Source organism: Streptomyces sp. NPDC002896 (assembly GCF_040295225.1).
Classification (GTDB): Bacteria; Actinomycetota; Actinomycetes; order Streptomycetales; family Streptomycetaceae; genus Streptomyces.
In genome coordinates this window covers 15,109-38,822 of the sequence record NZ_JBEOVA010000054.1, presented here as the reverse complement: position 1 = coordinate 38,822, position 23,714 = coordinate 15,109, and the positions used below count along the sequence as shown (strand labels likewise).

Annotated in this window: 19 protein-coding genes and 3 pseudogenes; 12 read left to right on the top strand and 10 right to left on the bottom strand. The window is 69.0% G+C overall.

Features of this window, described 5'->3' with window-relative positions:
• Positions 1-231 precede the first annotated feature (231 nt).
• Positions 232-1,056 carry a fumarylacetoacetate hydrolase family protein gene (locus ABT009_RS44225; RefSeq protein WP_351308051.1) on the bottom strand — a complete coding sequence of 275 codons (825 nt, stop codon included), beginning with the start codon at positions 1,054-1,056 and terminating at the stop codon, positions 232-234.
• Between the two features lie 140 nt (positions 1,057-1,196).
• Here ABT009_RS44225 and ABT009_RS44220 point away from each other — a divergent pair, with 140 nt between their 5' ends.
• Positions 1,197-2,228: a LacI family DNA-binding transcriptional regulator gene (locus ABT009_RS44220; RefSeq protein WP_351308048.1), complete on the top strand. Its 1,032-nt coding sequence runs from the start codon at positions 1,197-1,199 to the stop codon at positions 2,226-2,228.
• Between the two features lie 80 nt (positions 2,229-2,308).
• Here the strand turns inward: ABT009_RS44220 and ABT009_RS44215 are convergent, their stop codons facing one another.
• Entirely contained in the window at positions 2,309-2,902 is a 594-nt protein-coding gene (locus ABT009_RS44215) for an NADPH-dependent FMN reductase (protein WP_351308045.1), read from the bottom strand.
• 523 nt (positions 2,903-3,425) lie between these two features.
• On the opposite strand from ABT009_RS44215, the gene eno reads away from it, so the two are divergent.
• The 6 genes from eno to ABT009_RS44185 all read left to right on the top strand — a co-directional run bounded on the left by eno (position 3,426) and on the right by ABT009_RS44185 (position 10,063).
• On the top strand, positions 3,426-4,736 hold the full coding sequence (gene eno, locus ABT009_RS44210) for a phosphopyruvate hydratase (protein WP_351308042.1): 1,311 nt from the start codon (positions 3,426-3,428) through the stop codon (positions 4,734-4,736).
• 60 nt (positions 4,737-4,796) lie between these two features.
• On the top strand, positions 4,797-5,816 hold the full coding sequence (locus tag ABT009_RS44205; protein WP_351308039.1) for a VOC family protein: 1,020 nt from the start codon (positions 4,797-4,799) through the stop codon (positions 5,814-5,816).
• Between the two features lie 12 nt (positions 5,817-5,828).
• Complete coding sequence (locus ABT009_RS44200) at positions 5,829-6,380, top strand: carboxymuconolactone decarboxylase family protein (RefSeq protein WP_351308036.1); 552 nt, start codon at positions 5,829-5,831, stop codon at positions 6,378-6,380.
• A gap of 167 nt (positions 6,381-6,547) precedes the next feature.
• A complete protein-coding gene (locus ABT009_RS44195) occupies positions 6,548-7,654 on the top strand; it encodes an alcohol dehydrogenase catalytic domain-containing protein (protein WP_351308033.1) in 1,107 nt (368 codons plus the stop codon).
• 218 nt (positions 7,655-7,872) lie between these two features.
• Positions 7,873-8,781, top strand: a complete 909-nt coding sequence (locus ABT009_RS44190) for a LysR substrate-binding domain-containing protein (protein ID WP_351308030.1) — start codon at positions 7,873-7,875, stop codon at positions 8,779-8,781.
• Positions 8,782-9,196: 415 nt separating this feature from the next.
• The gene (locus ABT009_RS44185) at positions 9,197-10,063 is read left to right on the top strand and encodes a 3-hydroxybutyryl-CoA dehydrogenase (RefSeq protein ID WP_351308027.1); all 867 of its coding nucleotides are present in this window, start codon (positions 9,197-9,199) and stop codon (positions 10,061-10,063) included.
• A gap of 79 nt (positions 10,064-10,142) precedes the next feature.
• Here ABT009_RS44185 and ABT009_RS44180 read toward each other — a convergent pair whose 3' ends face one another.
• On the bottom strand, positions 10,143-11,093 hold the full coding sequence (locus tag ABT009_RS44180; protein ID WP_351308024.1) for an AraC-like ligand-binding domain-containing protein: 951 nt from the start codon (positions 11,091-11,093) through the stop codon (positions 10,143-10,145).
• A 398-nt stretch (positions 11,094-11,491) separates the two neighbouring features.
• Here ABT009_RS44180 and ABT009_RS44175 point away from each other — a divergent pair, with 398 nt between their 5' ends.
• Together ABT009_RS44175 and ABT009_RS44170 are read left to right on the top strand one after the other, a co-directional pair.
• Positions 11,492-12,682, top strand: a complete 1,191-nt coding sequence (locus ABT009_RS44175) for an acyl-CoA dehydrogenase family protein (RefSeq protein ID WP_351308021.1) — start codon at positions 11,492-11,494, stop codon at positions 12,680-12,682.
• Positions 12,679-13,176 (top strand): flavin reductase family protein, encoded by a 498-nt coding sequence (locus tag ABT009_RS44170; protein WP_351308018.1) that lies wholly within the window; start codon positions 12,679-12,681, stop codon positions 13,174-13,176. Before ABT009_RS44175 ends, ABT009_RS44170 begins: the two co-directional genes overlap by 4 nt.
• 30 nt (positions 13,177-13,206) lie before the next feature.
• On the opposite strand, the gene ABT009_RS44165 is transcribed toward ABT009_RS44170, so the two are convergent.
• Genes ABT009_RS44165 through ABT009_RS44145 form a run of 5 tightly spaced genes read right to left on the bottom strand, consistent with a single transcriptional unit; the run spans position 13,207 to position 18,003 of the window.
• Positions 13,207-14,172, bottom strand: coding sequence for an electron transfer flavoprotein subunit alpha/FixB family protein (locus ABT009_RS44165; RefSeq protein WP_351308015.1), 966 nt, complete (start codon positions 14,170-14,172; stop codon positions 13,207-13,209).
• A 50-nt stretch (positions 14,173-14,222) separates the two neighbouring features.
• Positions 14,223-15,005 carry an electron transfer flavoprotein subunit beta/FixA family protein gene (locus tag ABT009_RS44160; RefSeq protein WP_351308012.1) on the bottom strand — a complete coding sequence of 261 codons (783 nt, stop codon included), beginning with the start codon at positions 15,003-15,005 and terminating at the stop codon, positions 14,223-14,225.
• A gap of 25 nt (positions 15,006-15,030) precedes the next feature.
• Positions 15,031-16,206, bottom strand: coding sequence for an acyl-CoA dehydrogenase family protein (locus tag ABT009_RS44155; RefSeq protein ID WP_351308010.1), 1,176 nt, complete (start codon positions 16,204-16,206; stop codon positions 15,031-15,033).
• 57 nt (positions 16,207-16,263) lie between these two features.
• Complete coding sequence (locus ABT009_RS44150; RefSeq protein ID WP_351308007.1) at positions 16,264-17,508, bottom strand: CaiB/BaiF CoA transferase family protein; 1,245 nt, start codon at positions 17,506-17,508, stop codon at positions 16,264-16,266.
• A gap of 60 nt (positions 17,509-17,568) precedes the next feature.
• Positions 17,569-18,003, bottom strand: coding sequence for a Zn-ribbon domain-containing OB-fold protein (locus ABT009_RS44145; RefSeq protein WP_351308004.1), 435 nt, complete (start codon positions 18,001-18,003; stop codon positions 17,569-17,571).
• Positions 18,004-18,413: 410 nt separating this feature from the next.
• Here ABT009_RS44145 and ABT009_RS44140 point away from each other — a divergent pair, with 410 nt between their 5' ends.
• Together ABT009_RS44140 and ABT009_RS44135 are read left to right on the top strand one after the other, a co-directional pair.
• The gene (locus tag ABT009_RS44140) at positions 18,414-18,944 is read left to right on the top strand and encodes an SRPBCC family protein (RefSeq protein WP_351308001.1); all 531 of its coding nucleotides are present in this window, start codon (positions 18,414-18,416) and stop codon (positions 18,942-18,944) included.
• Positions 18,945-19,441: 497 nt separating this feature from the next.
• Positions 19,442-19,864: pseudogene (locus ABT009_RS44135) on the top strand (TIM barrel protein); the annotation flags it as partial.
• A 4-nt stretch (positions 19,865-19,868) separates the two neighbouring features.
• Here the strand turns inward: ABT009_RS44135 and ABT009_RS44130 are convergent.
• Positions 19,869-20,594 (bottom strand): annotated as a pseudogene (locus ABT009_RS44130) (aldo/keto reductase); the annotation flags it as partial.
• A gap of 419 nt (positions 20,595-21,013) precedes the next feature.
• On the opposite strand from ABT009_RS44130, the gene ABT009_RS44125 reads away from it, so the two are divergent.
• Positions 21,014-22,708 (top strand): acyltransferase, encoded by a 1,695-nt coding sequence (locus tag ABT009_RS44125; protein WP_351307998.1) that lies wholly within the window; start codon positions 21,014-21,016, stop codon positions 22,706-22,708.
• 582 nt (positions 22,709-23,290) lie between these two features.
• Here the strand turns inward: ABT009_RS44125 and ABT009_RS44120 are convergent.
• Positions 23,291-23,672: pseudogene (locus ABT009_RS44120) on the bottom strand (winged helix-turn-helix transcriptional regulator).
• Positions 23,673-23,714 lie beyond the last annotated feature (42 nt).

Below are 23,714 nucleotides of genomic sequence, written 5' to 3'. Positions count from 1 at the left end.
GGGGGGCGTCCGGGCCGCGGCCTTCGCCGCCCCCGCGCTTTACAACCCGGGGGCCCGTTCGTACCCCGCCCCGGTGGTTTTATCCCACGTTTTGGCACCGGGCCGGAGCCCGGTGCAACACGGTGGCATATCTCCGGCAGGACACGGGACGCACCGCTGACACGCCCAGGCCTGCCCACCGCCAAGCGGTCGGCAGGCCTGGGCGTGTGTGCGCCCGGCGGGCATCCGGAGTCAGAGGCTCTCGGCCACGACCGGGTTGCGCAGGACGCCGATGCCCTCGATCTCCACCTCTATCTCGTCTCCGGGGCGGATCGGTCCGACGCCGGAAGGCGTACCGGTCATGATCGCGTCTCCGGGCAGCAGCGTCAGGTAGCGGCTGAGGTAGCTGACGATGTCAGGAACAGCGAGCAGCAGGTCAGCGGTGTTCGCCGATTGCATGACGGTGCCGTTCACGCGCGTCGTCAGCGACAGTCCCGAGGGGTCGAGTTGGGTCGCGATGACCGGTCCGAGGGGCGCGAAGGTGTCCTGCCCCTTCCCGATCAGAAGCGTTCCGAATTTGCTTTCCTTGCGCTGGATGATGCGGTCGCTGACGTCATTGCCGCATGTGTAGCCGAGGATGTACTCATGGGCCTCGGAGGGCTTCACATGGCGGGCTTCCTTTCCGATGACGACGACCAACTCGCCCTCGAAATGGATCAGTTCACCATCCGCCGGATAGACGATGGCGTCATCCGGCCCTACCACCGCAGTGCTCGGCTTCATGAAGCACACGGGAACTTCCGGAACCTCGCGGTCGGTCTCGTCGATATGCGAGGCGTAGTTGTAGGCGAACCCGAAGATCCGGGGCCGCTCGAGCGGCGGGAGAATGACTACGTCGCCCACTTCGTCGACGTGCCCCGTAGGGGACAGCCCGGTGAAGGGATCACCCTCGAATCTCGCGATCCTGGCGTCACCGGCTTCGAATTCTCCGTAGTGACGCACGCCGCCAACGGAATACCTGACGATCCGCACGGAAACCTCCGCAACTAGGCAGCCGCGGGCGGCTGCACGGCCCATTCAGCAATGCTAACGTTAGCACAAAGAGAATGATCAAACCTGACACCCCGCCCCTCCCGACCACAGAGCGCGACGAGAGTGCTATCGTTGGCACACGGAAAGTGACAGCGCGGGATCAGCAACTCGAGGGGGCCCATTACGTGATCACGACCAGGGACATTGCCGAACGCCTCGGGATCTCCGTCTCGACGGTCGGCCGGGCACTCGCCGACGACAGCCGTATCAGCGAGGAGACCAAGTTCCGGGTCCGCCAGGCCGCGTCCGAGATGGGGTACGTCGCCAATCGCGCGGCACGGATGATGCGGGGAGCGTCGAGCAACGTGGTCGCGCTGGTGATCCCGGACATCCGCAACAGCTTCTACTCGACCATCGCGCACGAGCTGTCCAAGAACATGGAGGCCGAGGGCTTCCAGCTCATGCTCTCGGAGACCGACGACGACAGGATGGTGGAACTCCGCCATCTGCGGGAGCTGTCCGCGAACCGCGTGGCGGGCGTCATCATCGTGCCCACGGCGCGCCCGCACAGCGAGTCCGTCAAGCTTCTGCGCGCCGTGCCGCACCTTCAGTTGCTGCGCCGCCACCCGTCGCTCGGCTCCCAGTGGTTCGGCGTGGACGACCACGAGGCGCTGCGTGAGGGTACGGCCCACCTGGTCGCCCAGGGCCACACCCGCATCGCGTACGTGGGCGGTCCCGAAGAGCTGCCGACGGGCGCGGAGCGTCTGCGCGGCTTCCGCAGCGCCCTGCGCGAAGGCGGCCTGCCGGACGATGCCGGGCGCACGGAGCTGGGGCCGCCGTCGTCCGTGGAGTACGGCCGGGAGGCGATGCGCCGCCTGCTGGAGGGACCACAGGCGCCCACCGCGCTCGTGCTGGGATCGATCCAGCTCACCCTGGGGGTCCTGGAGGAGCTGTCCCAGCAGGGTGTGAAGGTGCCCGAGGAGCTGTCCGTGGTCGGGTTCGGAGACGAACCCGGCTTCTCCTGGTGGGGTCCCGGACTCACCACGATCGGTCTGCCGATTCAGGAGATGGCCACCGGCTGCGCACTGTGGATGATGCGCCGCCTCAAGACCAAGCCGAGCAACGACGGCCCGTACACGTCGGTCTCCCCCGGATCGCTGATCCTTCGCGGCAGCACGGCGCCCCCCGGCGGAAGGGCTCCGTCCAGGTCCGACTGAGCCATGGGCGGCCTCACACGCAGACATGGAAGGCGCCCGGAGCGATGTGCTCCGGGCGCCTTCGTGTTCTCTGCGCCAGGTCAGTACGTTTCGCTGCGCAGCCGGCGCATGACGCGGGCCGTACGCGCGAGTTCGTCGAGCATCTGCTCGGCCGCGGCCTCGTGTATCTTGCCGGGCCGGAAAGCGCCGTCCTCGACGAGTTCGTTGACGAACGGGATGCTCACGGTGGGGCCGATCGGCAGCATCCTGAGGTTCGCGACGACCTGCTTGGCCATCTGCACCGCCCGGGTACCGGCCGAGACACCTCCGTAGCTCACGAAGCCGGCCGGCTTGTGCTGCCACTCCACGACGAGGTAGTCCCACGCGTTCTTCAAGGTGGCCGGGAAGGCGCCGTTGTACTCCGGAGTCACGAAGACGAAGGCGTCCGACCCGTCGACGATCCGGCTCCATTCGCGGGTGTGGCTCTTCGTGTACTGCTGCAGGGCGGGCGGATGCGGCTCGTCGAAGAAGGGAAGAGCGAGTTCGTTCAGGTCGACGGTGTGCGACTCGAACTGGTCGTGCTCCGCGGCCCGCGCGGCGAACCAGTCCGCGACGGATCTGCCCACGCGTCCGGGACGCGTGCTGGCCACAACAGTGGTGAGGGTCATCGGCGCCACAGAGGTCTCGGGTGCCATATCGGGCTCGCTTTCCTTTCGGCCGCGATCCGGCCCGGCGGACCCGCGCCTGCCTGTGCTGTCCGTCTGTCCAGGAAGAGCGCAGGTCCGCAGGAATCCTTGCCGGAGCGCACTGGGTGTGCGAACGATAGCACCAGTTAGCGGAAGAACCAATGGGGCGGATACGAACGGGAAGCTCACGAGATCGGAGCGCCACCTGCCTCTTGACAGAGCCGCCGACACTTCGCAGGATTGCGCTATCGTTAGCATTCCAAGAGTCGCGGTGGGCGAGCAACCCTCGTCATCGCCCTCGCACCTGTATTCCTCTCCGGCTCCGCCACGACGACGAAGAGAGCCGTACGACACTTCGCTCGCTCCCAGCGCCGCCGCACCGATCCGGGTGCCGCCCCGCGAGGTCGCCCGCGCCCGTTCGTCAGCGAGGACTTTCCGTACGCCTCTGGCTGCGGGGACGTCCATCCAGCGATGACAGGCACAGGCCCCGCTCATCACCCCGATCGTCCGAACTCCGAAAGGTTGCACCGCAATGACAGACGCGCGGATCGCCAAGCTCTACGGCCGCAGGGTGTGGGACTCACGCGGCCGGCCGACCGTCGAGGTGGAGACCCACCTCGCGGACGGCGCGATCGGGCGGGCCATCGCACCGGCCGGGGCCTCGACGGGCCAGGGCGAAGCGCTCGACCTGCGCGACGGCGGCAGCCGCTTCGGCGGACTCGACGTCCACCGCGCGGTGGGCTCGGTGAACAACGAGATCGCACCCGCCCTCCTGGACCGCGACGCGACCGACCAGGAAGCCGTCGACCAGCTGCTGGTGAACCTCGACGGAACCCCCGACCGCAGCCGTCTCGGCGGCAACGCGATCGTGGCCACGTCCATGGCCGTACTGCACGCCGCCGCAGCGTCGGCGCGCGTACCGCTGTGGCAGCACCTGGCGGGCGGACGACCGGTCCGCATCCCCCTGCCGGAGATCCAGATCTTCGGCGGCGGCGCCCACGCGGACCGTCGCGTCGATGTTCAGGACTTCATGGTGGTCTGCCCCGCGGCACGGAGCTTCTCCGAGGCCCTGGACTGGACGGCGGAGATCTACCGGGCCGCCGGGAGCCTGATGAGGAAGGCGGGGAAGGCCCAGGGCGTGGCCGACGAGGGCGGCTTCTGGCCCGCGTTCGACTCCAACGAGGAGGCCCTGGAGACGCTGACCCAGGCCATCGAGGACGCGGGCTTCGCGCCCTCGGCCCAGGTCGGCATCTCACTCGACATCGCGGCCTCGCAGTTCGGCAGCGCCGGGAAGTACACGCTGGCCCTGGACGACCGCACGCTGGACACCGAAGCGCTGATCGACATGCTGGGCAGCTGGATCGAGCAGTACCCGATTCTCTCCGTCGAGGACCCGGTGGGTGAGGACGACCACGAGGGCATGGTGGAGTTCACGCGGCTCTACGGCGACCGCTGCCAGGTGATCGGCGACGACTACCTGGTCACGAACGCCAAGCGGGTGGAGGCTGCGGCCACCAGCGGAGCGGCGAACGCCGTCCTCGTCAAGCCCAACCAGGCCGGTACGGTCACGGAGGCGTTCCAGGCCCTGCGCGCCGGGAAGGAAGCCGGCTTCGGCACCATCGTCTCGGCCCGGTCCGGTGAGACCGAGGACATCACCATCGCCCATCTGAGCGTCGGCTGGGACGCCGGCCAGCTCAAGGTGGGTTCGTTCACCCGCTCCGAGCGAATGGCCAAGTGGAACGAGGTTCTGCGCATCGAGGAGTCCCTCGGTGAATCCGCGGAATTCAGCGGATGGTCCGCCTTCACATTCGCCGGGTCCGGGTCCATTACGACCAAGCCGTAAAACGGCATCGAAGTATTACAGTCAGCGAAATCCAGAGCCGATCGGAGCACGGAGACCAGCATGCTGCCACCCGTCAATCTGCGCCCGAGTTTCAACATCACCCGAACCAGCCATGTGCGTCTCACCGTGGCCGACCTGGCCGAGAGCCGGAACTTCTACGTAAAGGCATTGGGCCTCGTCGTCAGCGATGAGGACGAGCGCACCTGCTACCTCCGCGGTCTCGCCGAGGCCTGCCACCACAGCCTCGTGCTGGAGCTGGACGAAGAGGGCGCCGGTGCCGCCAAGAGGATCGGTTTCCGGGTCTTCTTCGACGAGGACCTCGACATCGCCTACGACTGGTTCCGCGACCGAGGGCTGCCCGCGGAATGGGTCGACCTCCCGTACCAGGGCCGCACCCTGCACGTCTCCGACCCCGTCGGAACGCCGCTCGAGCTCTGCGCGCACATGGAGACGCGGCCGAGGCTGCACATCGACTTCGAGCACTACAAGGGCGCCCACGCGCAGCGGCTGGACCACTTCCAGACCTTCGCGCCGAACACCTACGAGCTGTGCGCGTTCTACGGCGAGCTCGGCTTCCGGAACTCGGAGTACCTGGCGCACGGCGACAAGCTGCTGAGTGCGTTCATGTACCGCAAGGGCACCTGCCTGGACCTCGCGATCGTGGAGAACACCGGTCCCGCCCTGCACCACTTCGCCTACACCGTCTCTGAGAGCCGCGACATCTTCACCGCCTGCGACTGGGCGGGCATCCTCGGCTACGGCGAGGGCGTGGAGCGGGGCCCGGGACGTCACGGTCCGGGCGGCATGCTCTTCACCTACCTCCGCGACCCCGACGGCCACCGGGTGGAGGTCTTCAACAGCCACTACCAGACGATCGACACCGAGATCGAGCCCGTGCGCTGGGACGCGGGATCGCTGAGCACCAACGTCCGCTGGGGGTTCCCGGCGCTGGAGAAGTGGTACTTCGAGGCGTCGCCCTTCGTGGGGGTGCCGCAGATCCCCCCGGCCGAAAAGCCGAATCCGATGACGCTCGAGCGGTTCCTGCTCGAGCAGTCCGCCAACCCGACCGCATCGTCCTGACGAGGAAACGACATGGCACGAGTTCCCTACCTGCGCCGCGAGGACGCGGACGAGGCGCACAAGCCCCTCTACGACCGGTTGGAAGCCGAACGCAAGGTACCGACGGCGAACATCTTCCTCGCCCTCGCGGGCGCGCCGACCCAGCTGGACGGCTTCCTGACCTACGCCAACTCGCTGCGGGCCAGTGAGCTCAGCCCCGCGCTCCGCGAACTGGCGATCCTGACCGTGGGTCACGTGACCCGGTCCGCGTACGAGGTGGCACACCACCACTCGCACGGGCTCAAGGCCGGGCTCACCGAGGAGCAGATCGCTGCGGTGGGCGACTTCGAAACGGCCGACGTGTTCGACGAGACGGAAAAGGCGGTGATGCGCCTGGCCAAGGAGTCCACGCTCCAGGTCGACGTCTCCGAGGAGACGTGGCGTGCCGCCGCCGACCGTCTGCCCCAGAAGCAGATGGTCGAACTCGCGTTGTCCATCGCCTGGTACAACTCCGGCGTCCGGATCATGGGCCTGCTGGACATCGATCTCGAAGAGAACTACCAGAATCCCTTTTCGAAGTCGTAATCCGGGGAGCCGTAAGCCAAGAGGTCGTGAGACCGAGACTCGAGGCCCCCGACTTGTAAGACCCAACTTGTAACACTCGACCGCCGAGCCACCGGTTGGCCGCCTCGGTCGCCTGAGAAGTCTCCGTCCCGCTGTCACGGGACGGAGCAGTTCCAAGGAGTATTTCAATGGCGAAAATGCTCGCTGCACGACTGCACGCGCTCGGTGAGCCGATGTCGGTGGACACGATCGACGTGCCCACCCCGCGGCCGACCGACGTGCTGGTGCGGGTCAAGGCGTGCGGGATCGTGCCGAACATGGCCAACGTGATCAACAACTGGCCCACGTGGTTCCCCCACCAGCCGTTGCCGAAGTTCCCCGCCATCTTCGGCCTGGACGCCGCCGGGGTGGTCGAAGCCGTCGGCGAGGCCGTGCTGAACACCAAGCCCGGTGACCGCGTTTACGTCAATCCCCTGCGCGGCTGTGGGAGTTGCCAGGTGTGCCGGGGCGGTGAACTGAGCCGGTGCCGCTACTTCACGCTGAACGGCTACTTCAGCACGTCCCGTGACGGCCAGCGGATCTTCGATCTGTACCCGTACGGCGGCTTCGCGGAGTACATGACCGCACCGCAGTACTCGATCGTCAACATCCCGGACAACATGACGTTCGAACAGGCCGGCAAGCTGGGTTACATCGGCACGTCCTACGGGGCTCTCAAGAACGCCGCGGCAGGCCCCGGCCAGGTCGCGCTTATCGACGGGGTCACTGGAACCCTCGGTGTCGCGTCGACCATGCTGGCGCTGGCCTCCGGTGTCTCCCGGGTCCTCGGGACCGGCCGCAACGAGGAGCTCCTCAAGCGCGTCAAGGAACTTGACCCGGAGCGGGTCGAGGTCTTCAGACTGGGTGACGGCTCCACCGGTGAGTGGGCGAAGTCGCGCACCGGTGGCGAGGGCGCGGACTACGTGATCAGCGCCCTGGGCGCCAAGGCCCCGGTGGAGACGATGCTGGACTCCATGCAGGGCGTGCGCCGGGGCGGCAGGGTGGTCAACGTCGGCGGGGTGGCCGACCGGCTGCCTGTGGACGTGAAGTGGCTCATGGACGAGCAGGTCCAGCTGATCGGCTCCAACTGGTTCAGCACCGCGCAGGGGCAGGAACTCGCCGACATGGTGGCCACGGGCGCCCTGGACCTGTCCTACCTGCAGGCCAAGCCCTTCCCGCTGTCCAGGGTCAACGAGGCGATCTCAGGACTCGAGGACCGCGACGGCGGATTCAGCAACTACGTCGTCATCCCCTGACCCGGAGGTCCCGAGGCGCGGATCCGGGCGTCACTGCTCGTCCGGACGCTCCTTGGCCGGCGGTGCCCCTGACGCCCCGCTACTCACCCCGCGGCGGTCCTGTTCTGCCCTGACGCCGCCGCGGGGTGTCCATCCCACCGGCCGTGCACACGGCCGGTGTTCTCGTCGGCGCAGGCGCAACAGGACGTCAGCCCAGGCCCAGCAGGACGGAGGAGCCGGTGGAACTACGCTGGCTGGAATCGTTCGTCACCGTCGCGGAGGAACTGCACTTCGCGCGGGCGGCGGACCGTCTGCATCTTGCTCCGTCGGCGCTCAGCGCCCAGATCAGGGCGCTGGAGTCGCACCTGGGCGTGCGGCTGATCGACCGCGGACGGCGCACCCGCCCGGCTCTGACCAGTGCCGGGCGGCTGTTCCTGGAGGAGGCGCGGCGCACCCTCGCGCAGGCCGCCCGGGCCGAGGCGGTGGGCCGGCGTGCCGGTCGCGGGGAGCTGGGGCATGCCCAGATCGCATACGTCGCCTCGGCCGCGTTCTCCGGAGTGCTGACCGACGTCCTCACCCGCTGCGCGGCCCACGGCACCGAGCTGACCGTGCAGGTGCGCGAGCTGGAGACACCGGCCCAACTGGAAGCGCTGGCCTGCGGGGACATCGACGTCGGCTTTCTGCGTTGGAGGCCGGAATACCCGCCCGAAATCACGGCGACCTGTCTGCTCACCGAGGAGGTCGTCCTGGCACTGCCGGCCGGCGCGCCGCTGGCGGCGTACGAGGCGGTACCGGCGGCGAAGCTGCGCGACGAGTGCTTCGTGGCCCCGCACTTCGACGAGGAGTACGGCTGCCGCGACCAGATCCTCGAGGTGGCGGAGCAAGGGGGTTTCAGCCCTCGGTGCGCTCCCCCGGTGCGTGACTTCATCGCGGCTCTGACGCTGGTGGGCGGTGGTCTCGCGGTGGCTCTGGTCCCCGATTCGCTGCGCCGTGTGCACATCCCGGGGGTGGCGTACCGTCCGCTGGCGGACGTACCGCTGACCACCCGACTCGTGGGTGCCTACCGCAGGGGCGAGACCTCGCCCGCGGTTCGCGGCGTGATCCGCCGTCTGCGGGAGGCAGCTGCCGCCACGGTCGCCGTCGGCTGAAGCCGCAGTGCGCCGACCGGGCGTCTGGCAAGAGCCTGACGCCCGGTCAGCGCGTGGTCGACCGCCATGGGCGTGCATCTCGAGGAAGCGGGCGGAGTCCACGATCCGCAGTCTGTTCGGAGTGCCTCGGACTGCTCCCCGGCAGCGCCGTCACGTCCGTCCGGGGTGCCGTCCTCGATGCCCGCGACTGCCTCCTCGTGCTCGCCTCTCCGGCCGCCGGGCCCGGCCCGGTCGTGATCAGCATGGCTCTGCGCAGCACGGCCGGTCAACGACGAACCGGCGCATGTTTGTGCGCGGAAAACGCATCGTCTGAGCAGGTCAGCGGGGTTGTACCCAGCCTACGCTCAACACGGCACCACAGACCGTGGCGGCGTCCGTCGACCGCCGCCGAACGGAAGGACAGGCGGAGGAACACATGACATCGATCAAGCACGTGGGAGTCGTCGGCGCCGGGCAGATGGGCCAGGGCATCACCGAGGTCTGCGCCCGTTCGGGGCTGCACGTGACGTTGTGCGACGTGACCGAGGACAGGGCCCGTGCCGGACTGGCGGGCGTGGCGGACTCCCTGCTCAAGGCAGAGCAGCGCGGCGCCATAACCCCGGGAGACCGCGCACATGCCCTCGCCGGGATCTCGGTCACCGTCGATCTCTCCGGCCTGTCCGGTGCGGACCTTGTCATCGAGGCCGCCGTCGAGGACGAGCGGGCGAAGACGGCGCTGTTCCGGCAGTTGGACGAGGTGGTCACCGACCCGACCGCCGTGCTGGCCAGCAACACCTCCTCGATACCCATCGCCCGGCTCGCAGCCGTGACGAAGCGTCCAGAGGCGGTGGTCGGCCTGCACTTCTTCAACCCGGTCCCCGTCATGCCACTGGTCGAGGTCATCCCCTCGCTGCACACCTCGAAGGCCACAGAACTGCGGGTACGTGCCTTTGCGGACGAGGTGCTGGGCAAGAAGACTGTCGTGGCGCAGGACCGCGCGGGCTTCGTGGTCAACTCCCTCCTGGTGCCGTACCTGTTGGCCGCGGTACGGATGGTCAGCTCCGGCACGGCGACAGCCGAGGACATCGACACGGGGATGACGGCGGGCTGCGCCCACCCGATGGGCCCGCTGCGCCTCGCCGACCTCATCGGCCTGGACACGGTGGCTGCGATAGGCGAGGCGCTGTACGAGGAGTACCGGGAACCGCTGTACGCCCCTCCCCCGCTGCTGCGCCGCATGGTCGAGTCGGGGCTGCTGGGCCGGAAGTCCGGACAGGGGTTCTTCAGCTACCAGGCGGCCTGAGCCGGCCCGCTGGCGACGGCGACGGCGGCGGCGGCGGCGCAGGACACGCCGCTTCGTCGCCGCTGAACACCGGCTGACGTCATCGACGGGCCGCGCGCGCCTCCCTGGGGCTCACGCCGTAAGCCGTCTTGAAGGCGTGGCTGAAGTGGGCCGGGTCCGGGAAACCCCAGCGCCCGCCGATGGTGCCGACCGGAAGGTGGTCCATGGCCGGATCGGCGAGGTCGCGTCGGCACCGGGCGAGGCGCTGTTCCCGGATCCAGCCCGAGACGGTATACCCCTGATCGGCCAGCAACTTGTACAGGTAGCGGCGGGAGATGCGGTGGGCGGCCGCGATCCCCTCGGGGTTCAGCCCGGGGTCGGCGAGCCGCTGCTCCATGTACACGAGGATGCGCCGGGTGAGCAGGCCCGGGCCCTCGTCCCCGGCTGCCGGGTCCGCGCCTGCGTGCTCCGCGAGCAGGGTGCCGATCAGGTCGACCACGTTGTCCGCGAACCGGGGCGTGGCACGGGACTCCAGATGCTCCACCTGCCGCGCCAGCCCGTGCAGGAAGGGCAGTACCACCTGGCCGAGCCCGTCGTGGCACGACACGGGAGTCGCCGTCACCCGCGCCAGATCACGCTCCGCCATCTGCAGCATGGCCCGCGGGAACATCAATACGAGGCCGCTGTGGGGCTGATCGAGGTCGTAGGTGAAGGGACGGCGAACGTCGTAGATCACCAGTTCGCCCGGCCCCACCCGGGCCTGGCGGTCCCTTTGGGTGAGCACACCCTGCCCCTTGAGCTGCAGAGTGAGCTGGAAGAAGTCGGGCGCGTCGGAGCCGATGTGCCGACGGGTACGCGCGATGCTGTGCGGTTCGGCCGTGATGACCGACATCTGTACCTGGCCGACCCGCGCGGCGTGCAGTGATGCGCGGAAGTCGGCACACTCGCGCGGCAGAACCTCCAGAGGCGCGAGGTTGCGACTGACGGCGTCCCGCCAGCATTCCAGTCTTTCGGTTGCCGTGGCATCGCTCGGCGTCGTTATCCGGGGCATGCGGCTCTCCTCATGGCACATCCGGCCCCCGAGGAGACGGGCTCGGCCGGCCCTCCTCCTGGCGAGGGAGTGTAAGTCACCCCGGGCGATCCGCAACCGGCCTTGCAACGGATCACTTGGCCGTCGTCCCACCGGGATCGGCCCGGACGCCAGGAGGTCAACGCCGGCCGATGCGACGGTCGTCCGTCGCTGCCGCCCGGAAGCAGTTCTCAGCCAAGCAAATTCCTGTGCTCCCGCATACAAGCGGGACATGTGCCCCGCCCCACATCATTCGGGGCAGTGAGCAGGAGGCACAGGCCGGTATCCGTGCCAGGCGGCCCTTCTCCTCGAGCCATTTGGCAACCACTCATCAGCCACACGAGGTCCTCCGGGACCGCAAGCATTCTCAAGGATCGATCATGACGACATTGCTGGAGCCCACCCCGTCCCAGGACCGGAAAACCGACGACAGCGTGCTCGGCCGCGTCCGCGCACACCTGCCCGAAATAGCGGCGCGCTCCGCCGAGGCCGAGGCGGCCCGAGCAATCCCCGTGGAGGTCATCACCGCGCTGCGCGAGGCCGGTGTGTTCCGGATGAGCCTGCCCAGGGCATGGGGCGGCGAGCAGCTCGATCTGGTGGAGAGCGCCCGGGTGGTCCGGGAGATCGCGCGGGCCGACGGCTCGACCGGGTGGACCGTTCAGGCGGCCTCCATGGCCTGGTTCTTCGTGCGGACGCTGCCTGCGGAGACACTCGCCGAGGAGGTGTTCGGCAACGGCGCCGACCTGCTGCTCCGTGGGGCGATAGCCCCGAAAGGGAAGGCGACGCCGGTGGAGGGCGGCTACCGGATCAGTGGCCGCTGGCCGCTGGCCAGCGGCTCGTTCGCCCCGGACTGGATGCTCGCGGGCTTCGTGGTCGAGGGCGCGCCCCCGCTGCCGGGCGGCAGCCCGGACATGCGCATCGCGCTGATCCGCCCCGAGCAGGCCACGTTCCTCGACACCTGGGACGCGGTGGGGCTGCGTGCCACACAGAGCACCGACTTCACGATGGACGAGGTCTTCGTGCCCGAGCGCTTCACGGGCCCGATGTTCGGTGACAACAACATCCCCGCTCCCTTCTACGACCTGCCGTACTCGCCGACCGGTGCCTCGCACGACGCCGTCATCCTGGGCTGTCTGGAGGGCGCGCTCGACGATCTCGCCGAACTCGCCGCGACCAAACGGCCGGCGTTCAACCTCAGGGTGGTCATCGGTGAGGACCCGGTGTTCCAGGAGAAGTTCGCCGAGCTGCACATGCGCACCGCAGCACTGCGTGCCCTGTCGGAACGGACCGGCCGCACCGTGATGGACCGGGTGCTCGCAGGCGAGGCCCCCACGCAGACCGAGTGGTTCGGCTACACCGGCGGCACCCAGCACATCCACCACGAGGGCATCCGGGTCCTCAACGAGATCATGACGCTGTCCGGAAGTGCCGGGCTCTACAACACCAGCCCGATCCAGCGTCGTTGGCGGGACGTACGCTGCGTCTCCCAGCACGTGGTCGGCAACAACGGCTCGATGCGGAAGCTGGGCGCGGCCCTGTCGGGTCAGGAGACGGCCGGCGGTGCGCGATGAATCCACTCGACGCGGCCCCAAGGGATCCCTCTCTGCTGCGCAAGGCGTTCGGCTGCTTCCCCTCCGGCGTGACAGCCGTGTGCGCATTTGATTCGGGCATTCCGGTGGGCATGGCCGCAAGCACTTTCACCCCGGTCTCCCTGGCGCCCCCTCTGGTGTCGATCTGCGTCCAGGACACCTCCACGACCTGGCCGAAGCTGCGTGAACGACGTCGTCTGGGCCTGAGCGTGCTGGCCGAGGGACAGGACGCGATCTGCCGTTCACTGGCCGCCAAGGAAGGGGACCGGTTCTCGGACGTCGACTGGGAAGTCGGCGAGGGCGGCAGCGTGTACGTACACGGTGCCGCCCTCTGGCTGGACTGCTCGCCCTACGCCGAGTTCCCCGGGGGCGACCACACGATCGTCCTCCTGGAAATCCACGGCCTGAAGGCCGAACCCGACCTCGAGCCACTGGTGTTCCACGGAAGCCGGTTTCGGCGCTTGGCTGTCTCATAACGGCCGTTGAGGAACGCCCGCTTGGTATCGTCAGCTCACCGTGCGGCGGGCGGCCACTTCCTGCGTGAGCTGGGGAGCCACCGCGAACAGGTCGCCCGCCACGCCGAAGTCGGCGAGCGCGAGGATCGGCGCCTCCGGGTCCTTGTTCACCGCGACGATGGTCTTGGAGGTCTGCATCCCGGCGAGGTGCTGGATGGCCCCGGAGATGCCCAGGGCGATGTACAGCTGGGGGGAGACGGTCTTGCCGGTCTGCCCGACCTGGTACTGGTGCGGGTAGTAGCCGGCGTCGACCGCGGCGCGTGAGGCACCCACCGCACCCCCCAGGGCATCGGCCAGCTCCTCAACGGCCTTGAAACCGTCCGCTCCGCCGACACCGCGGCCTCCGGAGACGACGACGCTCGCCTCGGTGAGCGCGGGTCGGTCGCCCGCGAGTGCGGCGCGCCGGGCGGTGATACGGGCGGACGCCGCAGGGTCGACCGTCGGCAGGGCGAGCGTCCGCTCCACGGCCTCCCCGGGATGCTCCTCCCGTTCGAAGGCCCCCGGCCGCACCGTGATCACCGGTATGCCATGGGTGACCTGGCAGCGCACGGTGTACGACCCCCCGAAGACGATCTGGGTGACCACACCGGAGGAGTCCAGGTCGACCGCGTCGATCAGCAGCCCGGAGTCCAGCCGCGCGGCGAGACGCGCGGCCACCTCCCTGCCATCCGTCGTCGCCGAGACCACAACGGCGGCGGCAGCGGTCTCCCGCACCGCGAGCTCCAGGGCGTCGACAGCGGGCGTGCCGAGGAACTCGGCCGCTTCGGTGGATTCCGCCGCGTGGACGCTCGTGGCGCCGTACCGGGCGAGGGACTCCCTGAGACGCGCCGCTGTGCCGGGGGTTCCCACGACGACGGCGGCCGGGTCCCCCAGCCGCCGTGCGGCAGCCAGGAGTTCGTACGTGGATGTGTGGACACGTTCTCCGTCGTGGTCGACGAGCACGAGGACATCGGGCATGGGGTTGCCTGTTTTCTTTTCCTTGGTGGGGATTTCTTGGCCGGGGCGGTTCAGAGCAGCTTCTGGGCGATCAGGTACGCGGCGAGCTGCCTGCCAGCCGAGCCGTCGTCCGTGATGCGGATGCCGGCGGCTCGCGGGGGACGCGGGACGGCCTCCACGACGCGGGTGCGGGTCACGAGGAACCCGGCGTCGTCCGCGTCGGGGAACAGGTCGTCGAGATCGACCGTGTCCACCGGCTTCTTCTTGGCGGCCATGATCCCCTTGAACGAGGGGTAGCGCGGCTCGTTGATCTTCTCGGTGACGCTGACCAGCGCGGGCAGCGGCGCGTCCAACGTCGCCCCACCGTTCTCGGTCTCGCGCTCGGCACGCACCCGTCCCGCGTCCACGTCGAGCTTCCGCACATGGGTCAGCGGCGGTAGGCCGAGCAGGTCCGCGACGATGGCCGGGACCGCGCTCGCCTGGCCGTCGGTGGTCGCGTTGCCCGCCAGTACCAGGTCGACGTCCTCCACCGTCCGCACGGCGGCCGCCAGCACCTTCGCGGTGGTCACCACGTCGGCGCCCTGGAGCCTGTCGTCGCAGACGTGGATTCCGCGGTCAGCACCCATCGCCAGGACCTTGCGGATGGCGTCGAGCGCGGAGTCGGGTCCCATGGACACGACGGTGACCTCGGCGTCCACCGACTCCTTCAGCTGGAGGGCCTCCTCCGCGGCGCGCTCGTTGATCTCGTCCAGGACGAGGTCGGCGTCCTCGCGGTCAAGGGTGTGGTCGGCCTCGGACAGGGTGCGTTCGGCACCGGTGTCCGGGACCTGCTTGACGAGTACGACGATGTTCACGGTCGTCTTCTTTCAGCCTCAGTGGTCAGCGGAACGCCGGGTATCCGGTGATCGCCTGACCGACGACCAGCGTGTGCATCTCGTTGGTGCCCTCGTAAGTCATGACGGACTCCAGGTTGTTGGCGTGGCGCAGCGGCGAGTACTCCAGGGAGATGCCGTTGGCCCCCAGGATGGTGCGGCACTCCCGCGCGATGGCGATCGCTTCCCGGACGTTGTTGAGCTTGCCGACGCTGATCTGCTCGGGCCTGATGCGGTGCTGGTCCTTGAGCCGGCCCAGGTGCACGGCGAGCAGTGCGGCGCTGCCCAGGGTCACACTCATGTCGACGAGCTTCTTCTGGGTGAGCTGGAAGGCGCTGATCGGCTTGTCGAACTGCACCCGGGAATCGGCGTACTCGATGGCCGCCTGAAGCGAGTCGCGGGCCGCGCCGACCGCGCCGAACAGGATGCCGAAGCGGGCCTCGTTCAGGCAGGACAGCGGTCCGCGCAGGCCCTCCGCGAGCGGCAGCCGCGCCGAGTCGGGCAGCCGTACGTTGTCGAAGTACAGCTCAGAGGTGATGGACGCACGCAGCGACATCTTCTGCTTGATGTCCTGCGTGGTGAAGCCGGGCGTCCCGCGCGGAACGAGGAAGCCGCGGACGCCGTCCTCGGTCTGCGCCCAGACGGTCGCCACATCGGCGATGCCACCGTTGGTGATCCACATCTTGGAGCCGTTCAAGATCCAGTCGTCACCGTCGCGGACGGCCCTGGTGCGCATCCCGGAGGGATTGCTGCCGAAGTCGGGCTCGGTCAGGCCGAAGCAGCCGATCGCCTCACCGGCGGCGAGCCGGGGCAGCCACTCCTGCTTCTGCTCCTCCGACCCCCACTTCCAGATGGAGAACATCGACAGCGAGCCCTGCACCGAGACGAAGCTGCGGAAACCGGAGTCCGCCGCCTCCAGCTCCAGGCAGGCCAGTCCGTAGCTGACCGCGTTCGTCCCGGCACAGCCGTAGCCTTCGAGGTGCATGCCGAGAACGCCCAGCTTGCCGAGTTCCGGGGCGAGTTCGCGGGCGAAGTGCGCGTTCTCGAACCACTCGCCGATGTGCGGGCGCACCCGGTCGGCGAGGAACTTGGCGACGGTCGCCTGGATCTCGCGTTCCTCATCGGTGAGGGTGGAGGAGAGGTCGAGCAGGTCGAGAGGGTCCTTCATCGGCTTGCGGCTCATCGTGAACTCCTGGTGGTTGCGGTGATCGGTTCGGTGGGGTGTCTGCGCCGGGAACGGTCATGTGACCGCTCCTTTCGGCGTAGAGGCGTGGTCGGAAAAGCGGTGGAGAATCTCCGCGGTGTGCTGGCCCAGGCGCGGCGGCGGCAGGCGGTACTGCGCGGGCGTGCCGCTCAGCGCGATGGGGCTCGCGACCTGGCGGGAGGGCCTGCCCTCTGCTCCGTCGGCGGGTGCGGCAGGGACGTCGACGATGCCGGGAAGGCCGAGCTTCTGGGCGAAGGCGAATGCCTCGTCAAGCGTATTGACCGGTCCGGCGGGCACCCCCGCGGCCAGCAGGACAGCCGACCAGTGGTCGGCGCCCGCGGCGCCCAGCCGTTCGTTCAGAATGTCCCGCAGTTCGGCGCGGTGGGCGACCCGGTCGGCATTGCTGCGGAAGCGGTCGTCGAGAGCGAGACCGGGATCCCCGACGACGTCGGCGAGCGCCGCGAACTGCCGGTCGTTGCCCACCGCGATCGCGATCGGACGATCGGCGGCCGGGAAGGTCTCGTACGGGGCGATGCTCGGGTGCGCGTTGCCCAGGCGGCCCGGAACCACACCGGCGACGGCGAACGCCGACGCCTGGTTGACCATGGCCGACAGCAGCGAGCCGAGCAGGTTCACCTCCACACGCTGCCCCTCCCCTGTGGCGTCCCGGTGCCGGAGGGCGGCAAGGATGCCGAGCGAGGCATGCAGGCCCGTGATCACATCGACCAGGGCCACGCCCGCCTTCACCGGCTCCCCGGCCGCGTCCCCCGTCACGCTCATCAGACCGCCGACAGCCTGCACGAGCAGGTCGTATCCGGGGATCGCCGCGCCCGCACCGCTGCCGAAACCGCTGATCGAGCAGTAGATCAACCCCGGGTGCCGGGCACGGAGTTCGCGAGGGCCGAGCCCCAGCCGTTCCATCGTGCCGGGACGGAAGTTCTCCACCAGCACGTCGGACTCGGCGACCAGGGCACGGGCCTGTTCGAGGCCGGCCTCGGTCGTGAGGTCCAGGACCACGGACCTCTTGTTCCGGTTGACGCTCAGGAAATATGTCGACGTGCCGTCGTGGTCCGCCGGAGGGTGCCAGGCCCGGGTGTCGTCCCCGATGCCCGGCCGTTCCACCTTCACCACTTCGGCACCGAGGTCGGCGAGGAGCATCGTGGCGTAGGGCCCCGCGAGAACCCGGGAGAAATCGGCGATGCGCAGACCGTCCAGCGCGCCGCGCCCTGCTCCGTCGAGAACGCCGGCCCATCCGTCCGGCGCGTTGTGCTGGGTGCTCACGCACCCTCCTCTCTGATCGTCCCGCCTGTCCGAGCGTGGCTGCGGCTCAGCCGTTTCCCGTCACCACCAGCGCTCCAAAGGCGGTGCCGGCTGGGTGAGTTCGACAACGGGAAGGCCCTGACCGAGGGGGGCGACGGACCGTACGACACTCACCCGTGCCCCCACCGCGACAGCGACCGGCGCCGTCCCGGTGACCTGGCAGACCAAGGTGAATCCCTCGTCCATCGCAACGAACCACGTGTTGTGCGGCGCGTGGCCGTTGCGGCGAACGACGACACCGGCGCCCGTGCTGCGTTCCCGTTTGAAGGACATGGACCCGCAGGCACGGCAGAACGAGCGGCGGTAGGCCGGAGTGCCGCACCAGAGGCAGCGCTGGAAGAGGAGTTCGTCGCAGACCGCCGGTGCGTTCGGCGTGGCGGGCGCGGTCGTGGCAGCGGTAGCCGCTTCGTGGTGTTCCCGGAACTCGGTGGGTTCACAGGTGTCTGTCTGCAGCATCACGCCTCCTGCACGCGGCTCGGTGACCGGAAACGGTGATCGGAATCCGATTTGGCTCCACCACCCTGGCCCTGCCGCGGATCGCCGGTCAACGACCAGCTGACGCATCTTTGTGCGCGGAATGCGTTCCATTCGCTGAGGTCAGAGCTGGTTTCCCGGCGCTACTCTCACGGTGGGGTCCTGGTTACGAGCGGGTCCTGTCGGAGCTCATAGCCTGCCTTTGAACCTGGAGTCAGGTCTGCTCGGTGATCGAGCTGACGGTGGAGGGCTCTCCGCAGAGACGGTCGTAGGCCAGCCAGCCCTGCCGGCCGTCACTGACGCCTGCCGCGAGCGCTGACCCGCCGCAACTCCAGATCGACGCCGGTCGTTGAGGTCCTGACCGTCCGGTCCGGACCAGAGGGAGGGACACTGTGCGGTATGCCGAGGGGCCGAGGGTCTGCTGTGACGTTCATATCGAGGCGGATCCCTCGCGGGTGTGGGGCCTGGTGACGGACATCGGTCTGCCGGCCCTCCTGAGCCCTGAACTGCAGCGTGCGGAATGGCTCGACGGCGCTGAGGGGCCCGCGGTGGGGGCCTGTTTCGCGGGGTACAACCGCCATCGCTTGATCGGCGAATGGCGGACCGTCTCGCACGTCGTCGAACTGGAGGAGCAGCAGGCGTTCGGCTGGGCGGTCGTGGACCCGGACGGCCGGTACGGTGACCCGGTCCCGGACCCCGCGAAGCCCCTGGCAACGTGGCGCTTCGAGCTCGAGCCCGAGGGGACCGGCACCAGGCTGCGGCAGTTCGCCCGGATCGGACCGGGCCGCTCCGGGGTCATCCTGGCGATTGAGCGCACACCGGAGCGGGAGGAGGAGATCCTGGCATTCCGGATTGCCGAGCTCCGCACCAACATGGAAACCACCTTGCGTGGTCTCAAGGCGCTCGCCGAAAAAGCCGACTAGCCAGGTCGCCCGGGCCGATCACGACCGGCCCGGGCGAGCGTCTCTGGAACTCTGCGTGTGCCTGAGTGATTCAGGCTTTTCGGGCGCGGCGTGGCCGTGTGCTGCCGGGTCCGAACCTCGTGGGGAGGTCGTGGACTTGTGTGGCACGCAGGTGGTGGAAGCCGGTCCGCTCGGCGGCGCTGGTGCGTCGTCGACAGGTTCCGCGTGAGAGCCGTCCCCGGGTGGGGGCGGGTGCTCCATGACCTGACACCGGTCCGTGAGGTGCTGGTGTCTGGGTGTCATGCCCCGCCGGACGCTGTACCGACCCCAGGGGGGTGGTGGCGGGGACCGTACGCATATCGGGCATACGGCGGGAAGTCTGCGCGGCCAAGGCGGGGGCCAGGGCTTGTTGACCGGCGTTGTGTGGGGTGCGCCGGTGGGGCAGGCCGGTTGGCCTGCTGGGGGTGGGGCGGCCTTTGCCGGGGGTGGTGTGGGTCCGCGGGGTGGGGTGGGAAGGCGACTTCTGCGAGGAGAACACCCCGGCCGTCGATCTCGTCCGCGCGATCAACAAGCCCTGGGTGAACTACCTCTACTGCGCCCCGCACACCTTCCACCTCTCCGGGGCCAATCCGACAGCCGATATCGCCGCGATGATGCGCTACGCCGGCGACAAGCTCCACCACGTGCACATCGCCGACTCCTTCAACCACACGGGCTCCTCCGGCCTGCGCTACATCCTCAACCCGCCCGGCACCACCGCCCGTATCCACCAGCACCTGGACATCGGCCAGGGCGAGGTCGACTGGAACGCCTTCTTCGGCACCCTGCGCGAGCTCAACTTCGACGGCATCGCCACCGCCTGCGTCTTCGCCTGGGAGGAACGAGCCCGCGAATCCTCGGCATTCATGCTCGACCGCATCACCAAGGAACTCGCCGCGTAGCCCGTCAGTCGGTGACGAAGTTCGGCATCAGGGTGGCCGGATAGCGGCCACCCGCAGACCTCTGGGGGAGGATCTCCTGCGGGCGAGGTCGTCCCAGCCAGCCGGACATCGGCAGCGCCCGCGTTCTCCTCCAGGCGCCGGGCGCTGCGGGTCCCGGGGATCGGGACGACGTCCTCCCCCTGGGCGAGCAGCCAGGCCAGCGCGAGCTGGGCGGGAGTGATGCCCTCGGCGGCGGCAAGCTGCTTGAGCTGCTCGGCGGCGCGCAGGTTGTAGGTGTAGTTCTCGCACTGCCAGCGCTCGTCCCAGCGGCGCATGTCGCCCTCGGGAGTACTGGTTCGCAGGCTGGACCGTGCCGCTCAGGAAGCCGCGCCCGAGCGGCGAGTACGGCACGAGGCCGATGCCCAGTTCCCGCAGCACCGGCAGGATCTTCTCCTCCACCGCCCGCTCGAAGATCGAGTACTCGTACTGCAGGACCGTGACGGGGGGTGACAGCGTGAGCACGGCGGATGTACTCCGGGCCGACGTTGCTCAGGCCGAAGTACTTCACCTTGCCCTCGGCGATCAGGTCACCCACCACACCCGCGACCTCCTCGACGGGCACCTCCGGGTCGGAGATGTACTGGTAGAAGAGGTCGATGCGGTCGGTCCGCAGGTGGCGCAGGCTGTTCTCGGCGACCTTGCGGATGTTCTCGGGGCGGCTGTCGACGCTGGCGCCGTACAGCTCGGCGGTGTCGAAGGAGGTCACCGCGTAGGGGCAGCAGGACTGGGCCGAGGCCACCGAACTCGAGGAGGTCGTCGTCCTCGGCGAGGTGAGCGACAAGTTCTGGGACCTCTTCGGCGGCCCGCACGCCACCTCGGGGTGACGCAGTGCCTGACCGTCGGCGCTCGACCTTCCGGAACGGCCCGTACCTGTGGGGAGCCAGAGCCTGCTCTCGCGGGCCGGACTGGAGTCGGGCGCCGTACCCACGCGGGCGCCGGCCACCGGGTGCACCATCACCTCGTCGACGCCGAACTCCGCCGCGAGCCGTTCGAGTTCCGCCCGCGCCTTCTGTGCCGAGCTCGTTCCCAAGGGCGCCCGCTCACCCAGACAATGAGCCGTCGGCACCTGGACCCTTTCCGCAGAATGTTCCCCCGACTAGCGTTCGCCCCGTGGATCAACAGCAGCAACACGATGTACGGCACTTCGACCACTGCCCCTGGCTATTCGCCGAGGAGGCGGGCGAAGCACAGCGCGTCGCTCAACGGGAGCGGCAGCGGAAAATCGGTGGGGACAGCGACGTCGGTGAACGGTGCTACGTCGCCGAGTCCGCCGCGGTGTTCCCGGACCGGCTGCGGCTCGGCGACGATTCCTACATCGCCGCTCATGCCTATGTCACCGGTGAGTTGACCACCGGGACGGACTGCACGCTGAACCCGTACGCCACAGTGCGGGGCACCGTCACCCTGGGGAACGGCGTACGGATCGGCGCTCACACGTCGCTGCTCGGCTTCAACCACACCATGGCACCCGACCGTCCGGTGTTCCAGCAGCCCCTCATCAGCCAGGGGATCACGATCGGCGACGACGTGTGGATCGGCTCGCACGTGGTCGTGGTGGACGGCGTGACCATCGGCGACCACTGTGTGATCGGTGCCGGTGCAGTGGTAACCAAGGATCTTCCGGCCTGGACAGTGGCCGCCGGGAACCCGGCACGTCCCCTGCGCGACCGCCGAGGCGCCGAGGCAGCCGTTGCGGCCCGCGGCGCAGATCCTCTCTCCAGGTTCGCCGACAACGCCCGCGCCCAGGCCGCCGACATCCTCGCCCGGTGCTGGGACGGCGACCGGTACGTCGACCGCCCCGGGGCGACGCCGACGATACGGGCGCACTGCGACGCCGTGGAGATCGCCGACCTGCTGCTGGGCTCAGTACCCGAGCAGTTGACCGCCGACGAACACCGCAAGCGGCTGTGTGCCACCCAGGACCCGGACGCCGGGCTGGCGCCCGAGTTCGGCGAGCCACTGCCGACGCCCGACGAGGACGGCTTCATCAGCGACGGCCCCGCGCTGTACCACATCCTGTCCGTCGGCTACGCCCTCGATCTGTTGGGCCTCTCCTTCCCCCATCCGATACGCGGCGTACAGCAGATGACAGCCCGTCAACTCATCGCGCGGCTGGACGGCCTACCGTGGCGGGACGGTGCATGGGGAGCCGGGGCCTGGATCGACGCATGGGCCACCGCCGCGCGCTGGAACATGCGGCACGCCGGAGACGACGGTGCACAGCCTGGCGCGCTGGAAGCGCTGTTCGGCTGGCTACTGACCCGGGCCGACCCGTGGACCGGGATGTGGGGCACCCCATCCCCCGAGACCGGGCGCCTCCAGGTGGTCAACGGCTACTACCGGCTCACCCGCGGCTCCTTCGCCCAGTTCGGGCTGCCGGTTCCGCATCCGGAGCGGGTGGTGGATGCGGTCCTGGACCACGCCCGCGATCCCCGGCACTTCGGCAGTGGTCGCGACAACGCGTGCAACGTGCTGGACGTCGCCCATCCTTTGTGGTTGTGCACCCGGCAGCTTGGAACCGGGAGCCGGGGCGACGGTTACCGGATGGGGGACATACGCGCCTGGGCCGAGCGCCAGTTGGCCGCGGTCCTGCCGCGCTGGCACAACGGCCGCGGTCTCGGCTTCGGTTCGGGGCCGGCGGGCCCCGGCCCGGAACCGGGGCTCCAGGGCACCGAGATGTGGCTCGCCATCATCTGGTACCTCGCCGACCTCCTGGGCCGCGCCGATGCGCTCGGTTACCGCCCGCGCGGCGTCCACCGCCCCGAGCCCGCCCGGAGCACCACGGCGGCGTCGATCGCACAGTGACCCGCAGCAAGACCGACTTCACCGGCAACCGACACTGCCCTTGCCGATAACCGCATCCACCCTGGTGGGCGCCGCTGCGCGATGGCTCATGGGGATCCGGGCCGCGTCGCCAGAGTCGGTGCTCTGACAGGCACGGAGTACCGGCATGCCGCATGACCAGGGGGATGAGGTTCGGCAGGGGCACCGCGGCAACCGCTCCGAGCACCGTAGAAGTAGCCAAAGTACTCGTTGAACCCGATGACATCGGCGAGGTCGAAGACGGGACCGTTGCTCGTGTTCGAGGCCCAGATCACGGAGCGGGCGGTGAGGTCGACCGCGTTCGCGTTCACTGCCGCCTTGAGATCGGCGAGCCAGCGCTGTAGACCCGAGCGCCGTCGCCGTCGATCTGCGACTCGTTCTGCAGCCCCACAGGATCACCGACGGGTGGTTGTGCACGATTGGTTCTGCAGCTTCTCCTGGGTGGTGTTGAGCCACATGGTGTTGATGTCGTCCATCACCATCACGCCGTGAACGGCCGCCCACTCGCAGAGACTCCGCACCTGTGGAAACTCCGCCCGAGGTTTTACGACCTTGGGTACGATCTCAGCCGCCGACGGGCCGCTCGCCCTCCGACAGGTGCGTCCTCGCCCATCGCGCAAGCTCCTTGAGCGCGGGCTCCAGCGCCGCCCCTGCCTCCGTCAGCCGGTAGGACACCCGCCGGCCTACCGTGCACCTCGCGCACGACGAGTTCCGCGGCGCCGAGCTCGGTGAGCCCGTCGGACAGCATGCGCTCGCTGATCCCGGGAGTCGCCCGGTGCAGGTTGCCGAAGTACGCCGGCCCTCCGATCAGCACGGAGACGATCGGGCCGGTCCAGCGCTTTCCGAGCAGTTCGAAGGCGCGCGTGACGCCTTCGTCGACCTGCTTATGAGCCCCCGGCCTCGTGACCGGGTGCCTCGTACGGGCCGGTTTCGTCAGCCGCCTCATACGCCGAGGCCGCGTAACAGTGCAGCGATCATGTCGGCGTTG

Bases quoted from the DNA above. Each gene is read 5' to 3' on its own strand.
- ABT009_RS44225 (WP_351308051.1), bottom strand. From the start codon at position 1,056: ATGGGCCGTGCAGCCGCCCGCGGCTGCCTAGTTGCGGAGGTTTCCGTG.
- ABT009_RS44215 (WP_351308045.1), bottom strand. From the start codon at position 2,902: ATGGCACCCGAGACCTCTGTGGCGCCGATGACCCTCACCACTGTTGTG.
- eno (WP_351308042.1), top strand. From the start codon at position 3,426: ATGACAGACGCGCGGATCGCCAAGCTCTACGGCCGCAGGGTGTGGGAC.
- ABT009_RS44205 (WP_351308039.1), top strand. From the start codon at position 4,797: ATGCTGCCACCCGTCAATCTGCGCCCGAGTTTCAACATCACCCGAACC.
- ABT009_RS44200 (WP_351308036.1), top strand. From the start codon at position 5,829: ATGGCACGAGTTCCCTACCTGCGCCGCGAGGACGCGGACGAGGCGCAC.
- ABT009_RS44195 (WP_351308033.1), top strand. From the start codon at position 6,548: ATGGCGAAAATGCTCGCTGCACGACTGCACGCGCTCGGTGAGCCGATG.
- ABT009_RS44185 (WP_351308027.1), top strand. From the start codon at position 9,197: ATGACATCGATCAAGCACGTGGGAGTCGTCGGCGCCGGGCAGATGGGC.
- ABT009_RS44180 (WP_351308024.1), bottom strand. From the start codon at position 11,093: ATGCCCCGGATAACGACGCCGAGCGATGCCACGGCAACCGAAAGACTG.
- ABT009_RS44175 (WP_351308021.1), top strand. From the start codon at position 11,492: ATGACGACATTGCTGGAGCCCACCCCGTCCCAGGACCGGAAAACCGAC.
- ABT009_RS44170 (WP_351308018.1), top strand. From the start codon at position 12,679: ATGAATCCACTCGACGCGGCCCCAAGGGATCCCTCTCTGCTGCGCAAG.
- ABT009_RS44165 (WP_351308015.1), bottom strand. From the start codon at position 14,172: ATGCCCGATGTCCTCGTGCTCGTCGACCACGACGGAGAACGTGTCCAC.
- ABT009_RS44155 (WP_351308010.1), bottom strand. From the start codon at position 16,206: ATGAGCCGCAAGCCGATGAAGGACCCTCTCGACCTGCTCGACCTCTCC.
- ABT009_RS44145 (WP_351308004.1), bottom strand. From the start codon at position 18,003: ATGCTGCAGACAGACACCTGTGAACCCACCGAGTTCCGGGAACACCAC.